This window comes from Mycobacterium sp. 1245805.9 (assembly GCF_001672915.1).
Lineage (GTDB): Bacteria > Actinomycetota > Actinomycetes > Mycobacteriales > Mycobacteriaceae > Mycobacterium.
The window spans coordinates 24,840-39,324 of sequence record NZ_LZKR01000100.1; the positions used below are offsets into that span (position 1 = coordinate 24,840).

Annotated in this window: 15 protein-coding genes and 1 pseudogene; 5 read left to right on the forward strand and 11 right to left on the reverse strand. The window is 68.1% G+C overall.

Annotated elements, in window-relative coordinates:
• Nucleotides 1-5: 5 nt before the first annotated feature.
• From A9X00_RS14565 to ctaD, 5 genes and pseudogenes are all read right to left on the reverse strand, one after another.
• Nucleotides 6-677: pseudogene (locus A9X00_RS14565) on the reverse strand (enoyl-CoA hydratase); the annotation flags it as partial.
• Nucleotides 674-1,495 carry an NUDIX hydrolase gene (locus tag A9X00_RS14570; protein WP_067154364.1) on the reverse strand — a complete coding sequence of 274 codons (822 nt, stop codon included), beginning with the start codon at nucleotides 1,493-1,495 and terminating at the stop codon, nucleotides 674-676. The pseudogene A9X00_RS14565 and the gene A9X00_RS14570, both read right to left, overlap by 4 nt.
• Nucleotides 1,492-2,367: an ABC transporter ATP-binding protein gene (locus A9X00_RS14575; RefSeq protein ID WP_067154366.1), complete on the reverse strand. Its 876-nt coding sequence runs from the start codon at nucleotides 2,365-2,367 to the stop codon at nucleotides 1,492-1,494. The genes A9X00_RS14570 and A9X00_RS14575 overlap by 4 nt, the downstream gene beginning before the upstream one ends.
• 52 nt (nucleotides 2,368-2,419) lie before the next feature.
• Nucleotides 2,420-3,655 carry a phosphoserine phosphatase SerB gene (serB, locus tag A9X00_RS14580; protein ID WP_067154369.1) on the reverse strand — a complete coding sequence of 412 codons (1,236 nt, stop codon included), beginning with the start codon at nucleotides 3,653-3,655 and terminating at the stop codon, nucleotides 2,420-2,422.
• Nucleotides 3,656-3,670: 15 nt separating this feature from the next.
• The gene (gene ctaD / locus A9X00_RS14585) at nucleotides 3,671-5,431 is read right to left on the reverse strand and encodes a cytochrome c oxidase subunit I (RefSeq protein WP_067154459.1); all 1,761 of its coding nucleotides are present in this window, start codon (nucleotides 5,429-5,431) and stop codon (nucleotides 3,671-3,673) included.
• A gap of 104 nt (nucleotides 5,432-5,535) precedes the next feature.
• Here ctaD and A9X00_RS14590 point away from each other — a divergent pair, with 104 nt between their 5' ends.
• Together A9X00_RS14590 and A9X00_RS14595 are read left to right on the forward strand one after the other, a co-directional pair.
• Nucleotides 5,536-6,663, forward strand: a complete 1,128-nt coding sequence (locus A9X00_RS14590) for an iron-siderophore ABC transporter substrate-binding protein (protein WP_067154372.1) — start codon at nucleotides 5,536-5,538, stop codon at nucleotides 6,661-6,663.
• A 77-nt stretch (nucleotides 6,664-6,740) separates the two neighbouring features.
• On the forward strand, nucleotides 6,741-7,781 hold the full coding sequence (locus A9X00_RS14595; protein WP_067154375.1) for an NAD(P)-dependent alcohol dehydrogenase: 1,041 nt from the start codon (nucleotides 6,741-6,743) through the stop codon (nucleotides 7,779-7,781).
• A 4-nt stretch (nucleotides 7,782-7,785) separates the two neighbouring features.
• Here A9X00_RS14595 and A9X00_RS14600 read toward each other — a convergent pair whose 3' ends face one another.
• The 5 genes from A9X00_RS14600 to A9X00_RS14620 all read right to left on the reverse strand — a co-directional run bounded on the left by A9X00_RS14600 (nucleotide 7,786) and on the right by A9X00_RS14620 (nucleotide 11,182).
• A complete protein-coding gene (locus A9X00_RS14600; RefSeq protein WP_067154378.1) occupies nucleotides 7,786-8,136 on the reverse strand; it encodes a DUF3349 domain-containing protein in 351 nt (116 codons plus the stop codon).
• A gap of 164 nt (nucleotides 8,137-8,300) precedes the next feature.
• A complete protein-coding gene (locus A9X00_RS14605; RefSeq protein ID WP_156772089.1) occupies nucleotides 8,301-8,789 on the reverse strand; it encodes a hypothetical protein in 489 nt (162 codons plus the stop codon).
• A gap of 100 nt (nucleotides 8,790-8,889) precedes the next feature.
• On the reverse strand, nucleotides 8,890-9,387 hold the full coding sequence (gene msrB / locus A9X00_RS14610) for a peptide-methionine (R)-S-oxide reductase MsrB (protein WP_067154384.1): 498 nt from the start codon (nucleotides 9,385-9,387) through the stop codon (nucleotides 8,890-8,892).
• 40 nt (nucleotides 9,388-9,427) lie between these two features.
• Nucleotides 9,428-10,402, reverse strand: coding sequence for a class 1b ribonucleoside-diphosphate reductase subunit beta (gene nrdF, locus A9X00_RS14615; protein ID WP_156772090.1), 975 nt, complete (start codon nucleotides 10,400-10,402; stop codon nucleotides 9,428-9,430).
• 138 nt (nucleotides 10,403-10,540) lie between these two features.
• Nucleotides 10,541-11,182, reverse strand: a complete 642-nt coding sequence (locus tag A9X00_RS14620; protein ID WP_197515170.1) for a TetR/AcrR family transcriptional regulator — start codon at nucleotides 11,180-11,182, stop codon at nucleotides 10,541-10,543.
• A gap of 98 nt (nucleotides 11,183-11,280) precedes the next feature.
• On the opposite strand from A9X00_RS14620, the gene A9X00_RS14625 reads away from it, so the two are divergent.
• The 3 genes from A9X00_RS14625 to A9X00_RS14635 are packed head-to-tail and all read left to right on the forward strand — an operon-like array spanning nucleotide 11,281 to nucleotide 13,873.
• Complete coding sequence (locus tag A9X00_RS14625) at nucleotides 11,281-12,861, forward strand: NAD(P)/FAD-dependent oxidoreductase (RefSeq protein ID WP_067154390.1); 1,581 nt, start codon at nucleotides 11,281-11,283, stop codon at nucleotides 12,859-12,861.
• A gap of 33 nt (nucleotides 12,862-12,894) precedes the next feature.
• Complete coding sequence (locus A9X00_RS14630; RefSeq protein WP_067154393.1) at nucleotides 12,895-13,341, forward strand: SRPBCC family protein; 447 nt, start codon at nucleotides 12,895-12,897, stop codon at nucleotides 13,339-13,341.
• Nucleotides 13,325-13,873, forward strand: a complete 549-nt coding sequence (locus tag A9X00_RS14635) for a TetR/AcrR family transcriptional regulator (protein WP_067154395.1) — start codon at nucleotides 13,325-13,327, stop codon at nucleotides 13,871-13,873. The genes A9X00_RS14630 and A9X00_RS14635 overlap by 17 nt, the downstream gene beginning before the upstream one ends.
• Here A9X00_RS14635 and A9X00_RS14640 read toward each other — a convergent pair.
• Nucleotides 13,845-14,417, reverse strand: a complete 573-nt coding sequence (locus A9X00_RS14640) for a TetR/AcrR family transcriptional regulator (RefSeq protein WP_067154398.1) — start codon at nucleotides 14,415-14,417, stop codon at nucleotides 13,845-13,847. The two genes, A9X00_RS14635 and A9X00_RS14640, sit on opposite strands and share 29 nt — an antisense overlap.
• Nucleotides 14,418-14,485 lie beyond the last annotated feature (68 nt).

The window sequence follows — 14,485 nt, forward strand, 5'->3', positions numbered from 1 at the left end:
GCGCCCGGGAGCCGATCGAAAACGGCGTTGATTCTGGCCTTGGCGGCGGCCAGCGCGTGGCTCGGCCCGTCGAGGAACCGGCGGGCCCACGCCGCCGCGGCGTCGTAGACGTCGTCGGGGGCCACCATCTCGTCGATCAGCCCCAGCGCCAGCGCCTCCTCGGCGTCGAAGAAGCGCCCGCTGAACACCAGCTCCTTGGCCCGGCTCGGGCCGGTGACGTGGGCCAGCCGGGTCATCGCCCCGCCGCCGGGGACCAGGCCGGCCAGTATCTCGGTGGCGCCGAACTTGACGTTGTCGCCGCTGACCCGCCAGTCGGCGGCCAGGGCCAGGGCCAGGCCGGCGCCCAGCGCGTAGCCGGTGATCGCGGCGACGGTCGGCTTGGGGATCGCCGCGACGGCGTCCAGGGCATCCTGTCGCACCCGGGCCGCGGTATCCGCCTCGCCCGCGGTCAGCGTCCGCAGCTCCGGCGCGTCGTCGCCGGCGGAGAAGATTTCGTGGCCGCCGAACAGGATCACGGCGGCGACGTCGTCGCGGCATGCCAGCTCGTCGGCCGCGGACACGATCTCGCGGTAGACCTGCCGGGTCATCGCGTTGGTGGGCGGCCGCGAGAGCAGCAGCATGGCCAGGCCGGCGTCGCGCGACCCGTCGCTGACCACGACGCTGACGAATTCCCTCAATGCCGCCACCCCATGCCGCCCGCCTCGCGGGCCTGGTGGTAGCGGTCGGAGTCGAAGAACTCGAAAATCCAGTTGTCGCCCTGGATTTCGAGGTGGGGCTGCACGGTGACGATCTGGCGCTCGACGGCCAGCACGTCGGCGACGGTGCGACCGGCCAGCGAGTCCAGCTGCGTCCAGGTCGGCGGCAGCAGGAAGCACCGGCCGTGGGAGAAGTCGTCGATGGCGGCCTGCGGCGTCGTCCAGCCCGCGCGGTCGGACTCGGTGTTGCGCCCGTCGGCCCGCTGCCCCTCCGGCAGCGCCCCCACAAAGAAATAGGTGTCGTAGCGGCGGGTGCGCTCGGCCTCCGGCGTCACCCAGTTGGCCCACGGCCGCAGCAGGTCCGACCGCAGCTCCAGGTTCTCGCGGCGCAGGAAGTCCGCGAAGGAGAGCGTGCCGTCCGCCAGCGCGCGGCGCGCGTCGCCGTACACCGAGGCGTCGCCGACGATGCTGTCCGGCGCCCCGGCCGGCCCCGCGAACAGCACCCCGGATTCCTCGAACGTCTCCCGGGCGGCGGCGCAGACCAGCGCCTCGGCCAGGTCGGGTTCGATGCCGAACCGCTGCGCCCACCACTGCGGCGGCGGCCCCGCCCACGCGATATCGGCGTTGCGGTCGCGGTCGTCGACGCCGCCGCCGGGGAACACCATCGTCCCCGCGGCGAACTCCATCTTGGCGTGCCGGCGCATCAGGAAGACGGCGATCCCGTCTGGGTCGTCGCGGACCAGCATCACGGTCGCCGCGGGCCTGGGGACCAGCGGCGGCGGGTCCTGCGGTGTACTCATAGCTGCCTCCGGTGGGCCGCGCGGGTGCGAACTCGTCGGGCGAAATAGCGCCCGTCGGCGACGTCCAGGGCGATCGACTGGCCGAACGCCGCGGACAGGTTCTCGGCGGTCAGCACGTCGGACAGCAGACCCGCCGCGACCACCCGGGCCTCCGAGAGCAGCATGCAGTGGCTGAAGCCGGGCGGCACCTCCTCCACGTGGTGGGTGACCAGCACCAGCGCGGGCGCGTCGGGGTCGGCGGCCAGGTCGGCCAGCCGGGCCACCAGCTCCTCCCGACCGCCGAGGTCCAGGCCGGCGGCGGGCTCGTCGAGCAGCAGCAGCTCCGGGTCGGTCATCAACGCGCGGGCGATCAGCACCCGCTTGCGCTCCCCCTCCGACAGCGTGCCGTAGGTGCGGTCCGCGAGGTGTTCGGCGCCAAGGCTTTCCAGCATGTCGATCGCCCGGCGGTAGTCGACGTCCTCGTAGCGCTCGCGCCACCGGCCCAACACCGCGTAGCCCGCCGAGACGACGAGGTCGCGCACGACTTCGTCGGTGGGGATCCGCTGCGCGAGCGCCGACGAGCTCAGCCCGATCCGCGACCGCAGCTCCGACACGTCGACCCGGCCCAGCCGCTCGCCGAGCACGAACGCCACGCCCGACGACGGGTGCTCGCTCGCAGCGGCGATGCGCAGCAACGACGTCTTGCCCGCGCCGTTGGGCCCGATGATCACCCAGCGTTCGTCGAGTTCCACGGCCCAATCCAGCGGTCCGACCAGGGTGCGTCCGCCGCGCTGCAACGACACGTTTCTGAAGTCGATCAGCAGATCCGGGTCGGCTGCCTCGGCCGTTTGGTCGGCTCCACCCTCGGATTCTCGCGAATCCTCGGGCGTCACCTCCGACTTCCGTTCTCGGGCACCCGCTTATCGTGCCGTACCGCGATGGCCATTAATCCGGCGGGATCTCCACCCGGCGCACCTGGCCGTCGACTGCGTCCGCGGCCTCGATCTCGCTGCGCGTCACGCCCAGCAGAAACAGCACCGTGTCCAGGTAGGGGTGGCTCAGCGACGCGTCGGCGACCTCGCGCAGCGCCGGCTTGGCATTGAACGCCACCCCCAGCCCGGCCGCGGCCAGCATGTCGATGTCGTTGGCGCCGTCGCCGACGGCGACGGTCTGCTCCATCGGCACCCCGGCCTGCTGCGCGAATTCCCGCAGGGCCTGAGCCTTGCCGGCCCGGTCGATGATCGGGCCGGTGACCCGGCCGGTGAGGGTCCCGTCGACGATCTCCAGCTCGTTGGCGGCGACGTAGTCCAGCGACAGCTCGTCCGCCAGCGGTTCGATGATCCGCCGGAACCCGCCGGAGACCACGCCGCAGCGAAAACCCAAGCGGCGCAGGGTGCGCAGCGTCGTTCGGGCGCCGGGCATCAGCTCCAGCTGGGCGGCGACCTCGTCGATCACGGTGGCGGGCAGGCCTTTCAGCGTGGCCACCCGTTGCTCGAGCGACTGCGCGAAGTCGAGCTCGCCGCGCATGGCCGCCTCGGTGATCGTGGCGACCGCGCCCTGCGCGCCCGCCCGCGCCGCCAGCATCTCGATGACCTCACCCTGCACCAGGGTGGAGTCGACGTCGAAGACGATCAGCCGCTTGGCGCGCCGTTCCAGGCTGTAGCCCTCGACCGCGATGTCGACGCGCTCGTCACCGGCCACCCGCGACAGCGTGTTGCGCAGCGGCCCATCGGCGCCGGCCGGCACCGACACCCGCAACTCCAGGCCGGTCACCGGATAGTCGGAGACACCGCGGATCAGGTCGATGTTGACGCCCAGCGCCGCCACCTCCCGGGCCACCGCGCCGAACGCCCGCGCCGTGATCGGCCGGCCGAGCACGAAGATGGTGTGCGTCGACGGATGCCGGATGATCGGGACGTCGTCGCTGGGTTCGATGCTGACCTCGAGACCCTTTGCGCGGACGGCGGATTCGACGTCATCGCGCAGCGCGGCGCCCCCGGCGACCTCGGGCGGGCAGGACAGCAGCACGCCGAGCGTCAGGCGCCCGCGGATCACCACCTGTTCGACGTTGAGCAACTCCACCCCGTGCCGTGACAGCGCCTCGAACAGCGCCGACGTCACGCCCGGCTGATCCACGCCGGTGACGGTGATCAGCACCGACACCTTGAGTGGCGAGTTCACCCGCGGCAGCCGCCGCTACTGGTCACTGGTCGAGCGATCCGGTTCGGTGCGCGGGCCGAATCCCTTCGGTGACTCCAGCGCCGTGGCGTGACGGCCCACGTGCGCCTCGGCGCGCAGCCGCTCCACCATGTGCGGATAGTGCAGCTCGAATGCCGGGCGCTCCGAACGGATCCGGGGCAGCTCGGTGAAGTTGTGCCGCGGCGGCGGGCAGCTGGTCGCCCACTCCAGCGAGTTGCCGTAGCCCCACGGGTCGTCGACGGTCACGACCTCGCCGTAGCGCCAGCTCTTGAACACGTTCCACACGAACGGGAACATCGACGCGCCCAGGATGAAGGCGCCGATCGTCGAGACGATGTTGTACGACTGGAAGCCATCGGTGGGCAGGTAGTCGGCGTAGCGGCGCGGCATACCCAAATCGCCCACCCAGTGCTGCACCAGGAACGTCACGTGAAAGCCGATGAACGTCAACCAGAAGTGCAGCTTGCCCAGCCGCTCGTCCAGCAGCCGGCCCGTCATCTTCGGGAACCAGAAGTAGATGCCGGCGAAGGTGGAGAACACGATGGTGCCGAACAGCACGTAGTGGAAGTGCGCGACGACGAAATAGGTGTCGGTCACGTGGAAGTCCAGCGGCGGGCTGGCCAGCAGCACACCGGTCAGGCCGCCCAGCAGGAAGGTGACCATGAAGCCCACCGAGAACAGCATCGGCGTCTCAAAGGTCAACTGCCCCTTCCACATCGTGCCGATCCAGTTGAAGAACTTGATCCCGGTCGGCACCGCGATGAGATACGTCATGAACGAGAAGAACGGCAGCAGAACGGCGCCGGTGGCGAACATGTGGTGCGCCCACACCGCGACCGACAGCGCGGCGATCGACAGCGTCGCGTACACCAGGGTGGTGTAACCGAAGATCGGCTTGCGGGAGAACACCGGGATCACCTCGGAAACGATCCCGAAGAACGGCAGCGCGATGATGTACACCTCGGGGTGCCCGAAGAACCAGAACAGGTGCTGCCACAACAGGACTCCGCCGTTGGCCGCGTCGTAGACGTGCGCCCCCAGGTGGCGGTCGGCGGCCAGGCCGAACAGCGCCGCGGTGAGCAACGGGAACGCGATGAGCACCAGGATCGATGTCACCAGGATGTTCCAGGTGAAGATCGGCATCCGGAACATCGTCATGCCCGGCGCGCGCATGCAGACCACGGTGGTGATCATGTTGACCGCGCCCAGGATCGTCCCCAGACCCGCGACGATCAGGCCCATGATCCACAGGTCGCCGCCGGGGCCGGGCGAGTGGATGGCGTCGGTCAGCGGGGTGTAGGCGGTCCAGCCGAAGTCGGCGGCCCCGCCCGGCGTGATGAAGCCGGCGGCGCCCATCGTGGCGCCGAACAGGAACAGCCAGAACGAAAACGCGTTCAGGCGCGGGAAGGCGACGTCGGGGGCCCCGATCTGCAGCGGCAGCACCAGGTTGGCGAACCCGAACACGATCGGCGTCGCGTAGAACAGCAGCATGATCGTGCCGTGCATGGTGAACAGCTGGTTGAACTGTTCGTTCGACAGGAACTGCAGCCCGGGCGCCGCCAGCTCGGTGCGCATCAACAGCGCCAGCAGCCCGCCCAAGAAGAAGAAGATGAAGCAGGCGACGCAGTACATGATGCCGATCATCTTGTGATCGGTGGTGGTGATCAGCTTGTAGACGAGGTTCCCTTTGGGACCGGTCCGGGCCGGGTACGGACGGACGGCCTCGAGTTCTCCCAGCGGGGGGGCTTCGGCTGTCAACAGCTCCTCCAAACATCGTCGGACAGGGCCCGAACCCAGTATTGACTCCGAATCTTAGCCCCCGGACAACTCGACGTCAGGGGCAGTCCTACAAACTGTCGTAAATGGCTCCGAAGTCGCCGGATGTTAGCGTCGGACCCGTGCTGGCAAGGCGATCGCTCGTGGCCGCAGCCGTTCTGGCCGTCGCCGTCGTGGCCTGCGGCGGCTGCGGATCCGGCGGCCCCGGCACCAAGGCGTCGAGCCGATCGCTGATCACGCCCACCACCCAGATCGCGGGCGCCGGCGTGCTGGGAAACGACCGCAAGCCCGACGAGTCGTGCGCGCGCGACGCCGCCGCGGCCGATCCCGGGCCGCCCACCCGGCAGGCCCGCACCGCCGCCGGCGTCACCCCCGACACTGCCGCCGTCCCCGCGGAGCCCCGGCGCATCGTCGTGCTCTCAGGTGACCAGCTCGACGCGCTGTGCGCGCTCGGCCTGCAATCGCGGGTGGTCGCCGCCGCGCTGCCGGACGGGTCGCCGGGCCAGCCGTCGTATCTGGGCGGTGCGGTCCATGGCCTGCCCGGCGTCGGCACCCGCACCAATCCCGACCTGGGCGGCATCGCCGCGGCCCACCCCGACCTGATCCTGGGATCGCAGGGCCTGACCCCCAAGCTGTATCCGCAGCTCGCCGCAATCGCCCCGACCGTGTTCACGGCGGCGCCCGGCGCGGCCTGGGAGGACAACCTGCGCGGCGTCGGTGCCGCCACCGCGCGCACGGGCGCCGTCGACGCCCTGATCGCCGGGTTCACGCAGCGGGCCACGCAGATCGGCTCGGCGCACGACGCGTCGCACTTCCAGGCGTCGATCGTGCAGCTGACCACCACCACGATCCGGGTGTACGGCGCCAACAACTTCCCGGCCAGCGTGCTCGGGGCCGTCGGGGTGGACCGGCCGGCCGCCCAGCGGTTCACCGACAAGCCCTACATCGAGATCGGCGCCACCGACGCCGACCTCGCGAAAAACCCGGATCTGTCCGCCGCGGACGCCGACGTCGTCTACCTCTCGTGCGCCACCCCGGCCGCCGCGGATCGCGCCGCCACCGTGCTGGACAGCAACCCCTGGCGCAAGCTGTCCGCCAATCACGACAACCGGGTGTACGTCGTCAACGACGAGGTATGGCAAACCGGCGAGGGCCTGATCGCGGCCCGCGGCATCGTCGATGACCTGCGCCTGCTCAACGCCCCGATCAACTAGCCACCCGGCAAGTGGCCGGAGAACATTTACCTTAGCTAAACTTCTCTGGGACGCATAGCAATCAAAGAGGGATATTCATGAGCACTGTTTCTGCGTACGCCGCCACCTCGGCGACCGCACCGTTGACCAAGACCACCATCGAGCGCCGCGAGCCCGGCCCGCACGACGTCGCCATCGACATCAAGTTTGCCGGCATCTGCCACTCGGACATCCACACCGCCAAGGGCGAATGGGGCACACCGAATTACCCCGTGGTCGTCGGCCACGAAATCGCCGGCGTGGTGTCTGCCGTCGGCGCCGAGGTCACGAAGTACAAGGTGGGCGACCACGTCGGCGTCGGCTGCATGGTGAACTCCTGCGGCGAGTGCAGCAGCTGCAAGGCCGGGCTCGAGCAGTACTGCAAGCCGGGCGCGGTCTTCACCTACAACTCCATCGACAAGGACGGCACGCCGACGCAGGGCGGCTACAGCCAGGCGATCGTCGTCGACGAGAACTTCGTCCTGCGCATCCCCGACTCGCTGCCGCTGGACAAGGCCGCGCCGCTGCTGTGTGCCGGCATCACGCTGTTCTCGCCGCTGCGGCACTGGAACGCCGGCAAGGACACCCGCCTGGCGATCATCGGCCTCGGTGGGCTCGGGCACATGGGCGTCAAGCTGGGCGCCGCGATGGGCGCCGACGTGAGCGTGCTGTCCCAGTCGCTGAAGAAGATGGAGGACGGCCTGCGCCTGGGGGCCAAGCACTACTACGCGACGGCCGACCCCGACACCTTCCGCAACCTGCGCGGCAGCTTCGACCTGATCCTGAACACCGTGTCGGCGAACCTGCCCCTCGGTGACTACCTGAACCTGCTCGACGTCGACGGCACGCTCGTCGAGCTCGGGATCCCCGAGCACCCCATGGAGGTCCCGGCGTTCCCGCTGGCGCTGGCGCGGCGCAGCCTGTCCGGGTCCAACATCGGCGGGATCGCCGAGACACAGGAGATGCTGGACTTCTGCGCCGCGAACGACGTGACGCCCGAGATCGAGGTCATCGAGGCGGACTACGTCAACGAGGCCTACGAGCGCGTGCTCGCCAGCGACGTGCGCTACCGCTTCGTCATCGACATCTCAACCCTGTAGGGGCTTAGGAGACCTGCTCCGAGGCCGGTTCCGGTTCGCCGTTGGCCGCGCCCTGCTCGGCGATGGTGTCCGGCCCTTTGGAGATGCCGACCAGCGGCCAGCCGGCGGCGGCCAGCTTGGCGGCCACCCGCGCGATGTTCTCCGGGCCGGCGTCGTGGTGGGTCACGCCGGAGATGAAGTCGGCGATCACGTCGCGGTCGAGCGCGTCACCCGCCTCGACCTCCTCGTCGATTTCGTCGACGACTTGCTTGATCTCGTCCTCGGTCAAGGGGGTGCTGCGCAGCAGCTCGAGCAGCGGAATCCGGTCGGGCCCGGGTACGCCCTCGGGGTAGCCGCACTGCAGCCACCGGATCACTGAACGGAAAAACGCGGCCGTAGAAGATGAGGTTATCGCCACGCCCATTAGTGTCCCGGGAACCCGGTTAACGGCGCCACCGTAGCGCCGGGCCGCCCCGACAATTCATGCGGCGTTCATCGAGCGCTTGAGAAGTCCTGGCAACACCTTTTGGACGTCGTCGGTCAGCTGTTCTCGTCGCGCGAGGCTTGCATCGCCAGGTTGTTGAGCAACTGCCGGCCGGCAGCGGTGCGTAACACAGGCAGCATCGCGGAGACCACGCCTGCGGCGGTCAGCGCGAGGCGTACCAGACCGTCGGGCGCCGCAGCTGCGTCGCGAAGCACGTCATTCTCGGCGCCGGGATCTCCCGAATGTTGTGCCATGGCCATCCGAGCCACGAGCCGGTTGTCGCGGTTGAGGCCGCTCTCGTCGTCGGTAGCCGCCAAGGCCAGGGTTTCGCCGATCTCCGCGACTTCGTCCGGTTCGCAGAGCTGAGCCATCAGTTGCCACAGGATCGAGATGGTGGCGCGGATCAGCTGTGGCAGCCGGCCGGCCGGGATGACTTCATCGTCGACGATGACCCGCATACCCGCTTCGTCGCCGCGCTCGCCGTGCTGGATGAGTGCCAACGCGCGACGGAAGTCCGCCGCACCCACACTGTCGTCACTGCTCACGCTGTTCATCCTGCCCGGCCTGCGACGCCGAGCCGGTAAATCTGCAGGCCACTACTCGCACTTTGTCTGCAGATTTACCGGCTCGACGCACTTGAGCGGCTCAGAGCGCCTGGAAGGTCATAGCGACGCCGTTCATGCAGTACCGCAGACCGGTCGGCTGCGGTCCGTCGGTGAACACGTGGCCGAGGTGCCCGCCGCATTGGCTGCAGAGAACTTCGGTGCGCATCACGCCCAGGCTGGCGTCTGGGCGTTGCACTACCGCGTTGTCCAGCGCCTTCCAGAAGCTCGGCCAACCGGTGCCGCTGTCGAACTTCGTGTCCGAGGAGTACAGGTGCTGCCCGCAGCCCGCGCAGCCAAAAACGCCGCGACGGTGTTCGTCATTGAGTGGGCTGGTGTACGGAGTCTCGGTGCCCGCGTTGCGCAACACGTTGTATTGGGCCGGTGTCAGCAGTTTTTGCCACTCGGCGTCGGTGTGGGTCACGGCGAAGCCGGTATCGGGCGACGCCGACGACGCACCCTCGGCGAAGGCACCTATTGTGACGATCGACATCACGCTCGCGCTTGCCCCGGACAGAAATCGTCGTCTCGTCACGCCCATGGCATCAGTGTGGCGAGTCGACCGGCCGACGTCGAACTGTTTAGAAGTCCCAGTCCTCGTCTTCGGTCACGACGGCCTTGCCGATCACGTACGACGAACCCGACCCGGAGAAGAAGTCGTGGTTCTCGTCGGCGTTGGGTGACAGCGCCGACAGGATCGCCGGGTTCACGTCGGTCTCGTCGCGCGGGAACATCGCCTCGTAGCCGAGGTTCATCAGCGCCTTGTTGGCGTTGTACCGGATGAACTTTTTGACGTCCTCGGTCAGCCCGACCTCGTCGTAGAGGTCCTGCGTGTAGTCCACCTCGTTGTCGTAGAGCTCGAAGAGCAGTTCGTAGGTGTAGTCCTTGATGTCGGCGCGCCTGGCGTCGTCGACCAGGGCCAGCCCGCGCTGGAACTTGTAGCCGATGTAGTAGCCGTGCACGGCCTCGTCGCGGATGATCAGCCGGATCAGGTCCGCGGTGTTGGTCAGCTTGGCCCGGCTCGACCAGTACATCGGCAGGTAGAAACCGGAATAGAAGAGGAAGCTTTCCAGCAGCACCGAGGCCACCTTGCGCTTGAGCGGGTCGTCGCCCCGGTAGTAGTCGATCACGATCTGGGCTTTGCGCTGCAGGTTGACGTTCTCCTCCGACCAGCGGAAGGCGTCGTCGATCTCGGTGGTGGAGCACAGCGTGGAGAAGATCGAGCTGTAGCTCTTGGCGTGCACGGACTCCATGAACGCGAAGTTGGTGAGGACGGCCTCCTCGTGCGGCGTCAGTGCATCCGGAATCATGCTGACCGCGCCGACCGTGCTCTGAACGGTGTCCAGCAGCGTCAGCCCCGTGAACACCCGCATCGTCAGCTGCTTTTCACTGTCGGTCAGCGTCCCCCACGACGGCAGGTCGTTGGACACCGGCACCTTCTCGGGCAACCAGAAATTTCCGGTCACCCGCTCCCAGACCTCGGCGTCCTTGTCGTCTTGCACCCGGTTCCAGTTGATCGCCGAGGTCCGGTCAATCAGCTTCATGTTCGTCACCAGAACCCTTCTTCACCAGCCGGTTTTGCCTTCGATGTCTAGGTCACAAACACTACCCCTGGGGTCCGACAAGGCGGCGGAACACAACAACTTGTGTTTGCGTGTCGCGACGTGTCCGCTTCACCGAGCGGCGCGGGCCGCTCAGTCCAGCCCGGCCTTGCGCAACGTATGGGTGAGGCCGTCCTCCAGCGCGCTCAGCGCTATGTCGGTCAGCCGGCTCAGGTCGTCGGTTTCGTGCACGCCCTTGGCCATCCACGTTTCCAGCGCGATGAACACCGCGCTGGCCAGGCTGTGTGCGGCGATGTCGGCGATCATCGCGCCGTCGGCGGTGATCGCCGATCGCCGCCTGATGAAGCGCTGGATCTCGGCGGCGAGCTGATCGCGAAGCCGCCGAATGTGGCCGGTGATGATTTCCTGGTCCAGGTCGCGCGACCGGATGATGGCGGCCTCACGGACCATCTCGAAGTCAAAGGGGAAGGCGTCCACGGCCTTTCGCACCGACTGGGTGATGGGTTCCCCGTGCGGGCGCAGCGCCAGGGCGCGGGCGAACCATTCGAAGCCGATGTCGTAGTCGGCGAACAGCACCGCGTGTTTGGACACGAAGTGCCGGTAGAACGTCCGCTCGGTGACACCGACGTCGGCGGCGATGTCGGCGACGCTGGTCCGGTGCACGCCGTCGGCCACGAAGCGGCGCATCGCCGCCTCGTGCAGCGCCTGACGCGTGCGGGCGCTGCGGCTCATTTCGGAAGTGCCGACACGCTGGCCGCTGGTTGACGTCGCCACGGCTTCAAGCATGCACCTGATGTCACTATTGACGCAAATATGTCATGTGTGACATTGTGCGGGTCAGGCGGGGATCATCTGATCGGAGGCGGATCGGAATGGCTGACTACGACGCGATCATCATCGGGGCCGGCCACAACGGTCTGGTCGCCGCCAACGTGCTGGCGAAGGGCGGCGCGAAAGTGCTTGTCCTGGAACGGGCGCACTTCCTCGGCGGGATGGCCGCCACCCGCGAGCTCTTCGACGGATACAAGCACAGCGTCGGCGCGTGGGCCGTGCTGATCTGGCGTCAGGAGATGACCGAGCGGCTCGAGCTCACCAAGTGGGGCTTCGAGCTGATGGACCAGTGGACGTCGACGTGCACCTTCGGCGAGCCCGGGGACACCCCGTTCGTGATGTACAACGACCTCGAGCGCATGGCGCGCCACCTGCTCGACGACCACGGCGCCGACACCGCCGCGGCGCTGGGGTCCCTGTTTGCCCACATCGGCCGGTTCGCACCGTATTTCGTCGACTCGGCGTTCGGGCCGCCGCTGGACATCATCGAGGTGATCGCTTCCCAGCCGACGCCCGAGGACCGCCACGATTTCGCCCAGATGTGGTACGGCAGCACGATGGACACGGTCCGGCGATTCCTGGCGCCCGACCAGGCCCGCTGCATCCAGGGCTCGCTGGCGGCGATGTCGATCGACGCGTTCGACGGCGGACCCTGGACCCCCGGTTCGAACGCATCGACCTTGTACCACTACCTCATTGGCGGCGGCAACGTCGAATACATCATGCCGCGCGGGGGCATCGGCTCGCTGAGCGCCGCGCTGTGCCGGCGCGCCGAATCGCTGGGCGCCGAGGTGCAGATGAAGCAGCACGTCAAGGACATCCTGGTCACCGACGGACGCGCCACCGGGGTCCAATTGCGCGACGGCACAACGATTTCCGCCGACGCGGTGCTCTCGTCGCTCGATCCGTACACCACGTTCGTGAATCTGGCCGGGGCGCAGAACTTTCCGCCCGACTACATCCGCAAGATCAAGGAGATCAACTTCAACCTGGGCTACATCCAGGCGCACCTCACCATTGACCAAGCGCCCCAATGGATCGAGCGGCTGCAGCCCTTCATGCACGACAACGGCCAGTGGTGTCCCACCGTCGCCTACGCGCCGTCGCCGGAGTACATCAGCGACGCGTGGGAGCAATACCGCAAGGGGCAGCTTCCCGACGCGCCACCCACCTACCTGTACATCCCCAGCATGGTCGACTCGTCGCTGGCGCCGGCGGGCAAGCACAGCGCGACCATCTTCACCCCGTACTTCCCGACCGGGCTGGACGCCGACGAAAACCGAAGCTGGAAGGAGCAATACGCCGACACCTGCGTGCGCATCTTCGACACCTTCGCGCCCGGGTTCGCCGATTCCGTCACCAATCGCGTCGTGTTCTCCAACCGCTACTTCGGCAGCACCTTCAGCGCACACGCCGGCGACTACTCGCACGGCCTGCTGCAACCCAACCAGCTGTGGACCGGCCGTGTCGTCGAGGGCGCCGACAAGTTCGCCACCCCGGTCGACGGGCTCTTCCTGTGCGGCCAGTGCACGCACCCCGGTCCCGGCGTGACCGGCATCCCCGGGTGGAACGGCGCCGAGGCTGCCCTCAAGCACCTCAACGCCCGCGTCGTAAAGGCGTAGGCAAAGCCGGAACTTAGATGTACCATTTGGTACATGTTTACCCAAGACAGCATCGAGATAGACGCGCCGCCGCAGGTCGTGTGGGACGTGTTCAGCGACGTTGAACGCTGGCCCGAGTGGACCGCGTCGGTCACCTCCCTGACCGGGCGGGACGGTTCTGCCCTGGCGGTCGGCAGGCGGTTCGCGATCAAGCAACCGGGCCTGCAGAAGCTGATCTGGAAGGTCGCCGAGATCGAGCCCGGCACCTCGTGGACGTGGGCGACCCGCTCCCCCGGCGTGAATGTCATCGCTCGCCATTTCGTCACCGCCCTGCCGGGCGGCCGCACGCTGGTGCGCCAGGAACTCGATCAGCGGGGCCTCCTCGGCGCGCTGGTCGGGCGGTTGACCGTCAAGCGGACCAAGCGGTTCCTCGAGATGGAGGCCAAGGGCCTCAAGGCCCGGTCTGAGCAGGTCAGCCGCGCCAGTGGCCCGCACTCCTGACCGACAGCGGCGCCGCGACCTGCTGCACGCGCTCTTCGACGAGTTCGCCGCGAACGGCATCGGCGACCGCTCGCTTCGCGACGTCGCCGCCGCGGTCGGCACCAGCCACCGGATGCTGTTGCACCACTTCGGTTCTCGCGAAGACCTGCTGATCGCGATCGTCGAGGAGGCCGAGCGCCGCCAGATGGCGCTGGTCCCCGACCTGCCGCAGGACCCGGCCGACGGCTTCGCCATGATGTGGGCCGACCTTCGCCGCCCCGAATTGCGCCAGCTGGAGCGCCTCTTCTTCGAGTGCTATTCGCGGGCGGCTCAGGGCGAAAAGCCCTTCACGCGAATGATTCCCGGCGCCGTCGACGGCTGGCTGCGCGAGGTCGAATCGGCCGCCGCCGGCGTCCCCTACGACGGCGCGATGGCGAGGCTCGGGCTGGCCGTCACCCGTGGCCTGCTCCTGGATCTCGTCGCCACGAACGACGAAACCGGCGTCGACGCCGCCGCGAAGGCTTTTATCGCGCTTTTGGCAGCACGGAGATGAGCGTGTCGACGAGCTCCTCGGCGTTGGTGTGCCACTTGTCCAGATCCATGTGGCCGCTCAGGTCCAGGCCCGTGATGCCATGGGCGCTGGTCAAAAGCAGCGCCCCGTAGCGTCTCGCCTGCCGCGGACCGGTGATGCGTCCCACGATGTCGAGAAACAGGTTCTGCGCGCGTTCGGCGACCCGCAGCGCCTCGGTCGGGTCGCCAGCGGGAGGGGTGAACATCAGGCGATACAGGTGGGGCCGGGTGCGGCCGATCTCGATCAGCGAAAGAAGTCCGAATCGCAGCGACTGCTTGGGCGAGTCACCGCTGTTGGCGAGCGCCTCGAGGAAATCGCCCAACTCACTCAGCGCATTGGTGGCCAGGACCGCGAGCAGAGATTCCTTGTCGGCGAAGTGGCGATAGGCCGCCGAGCGCGAAACACCCGCGCGCGCACCGACCTCGCGCAGCGTCACGGCCTCGACCCCGCCGAGGTCGAGTAGGGCCCCCGCCGCCTCCAGCAGCGCACGGCGCGTGGCCGCCGCGCTTTCCGCTCGTGTCGTCACTGGCAGAGCATAAGCCCGCAGTTTGGTTGACAGTGTCAACTCAACCGCCTAGTTTGGGTTGACAGCGT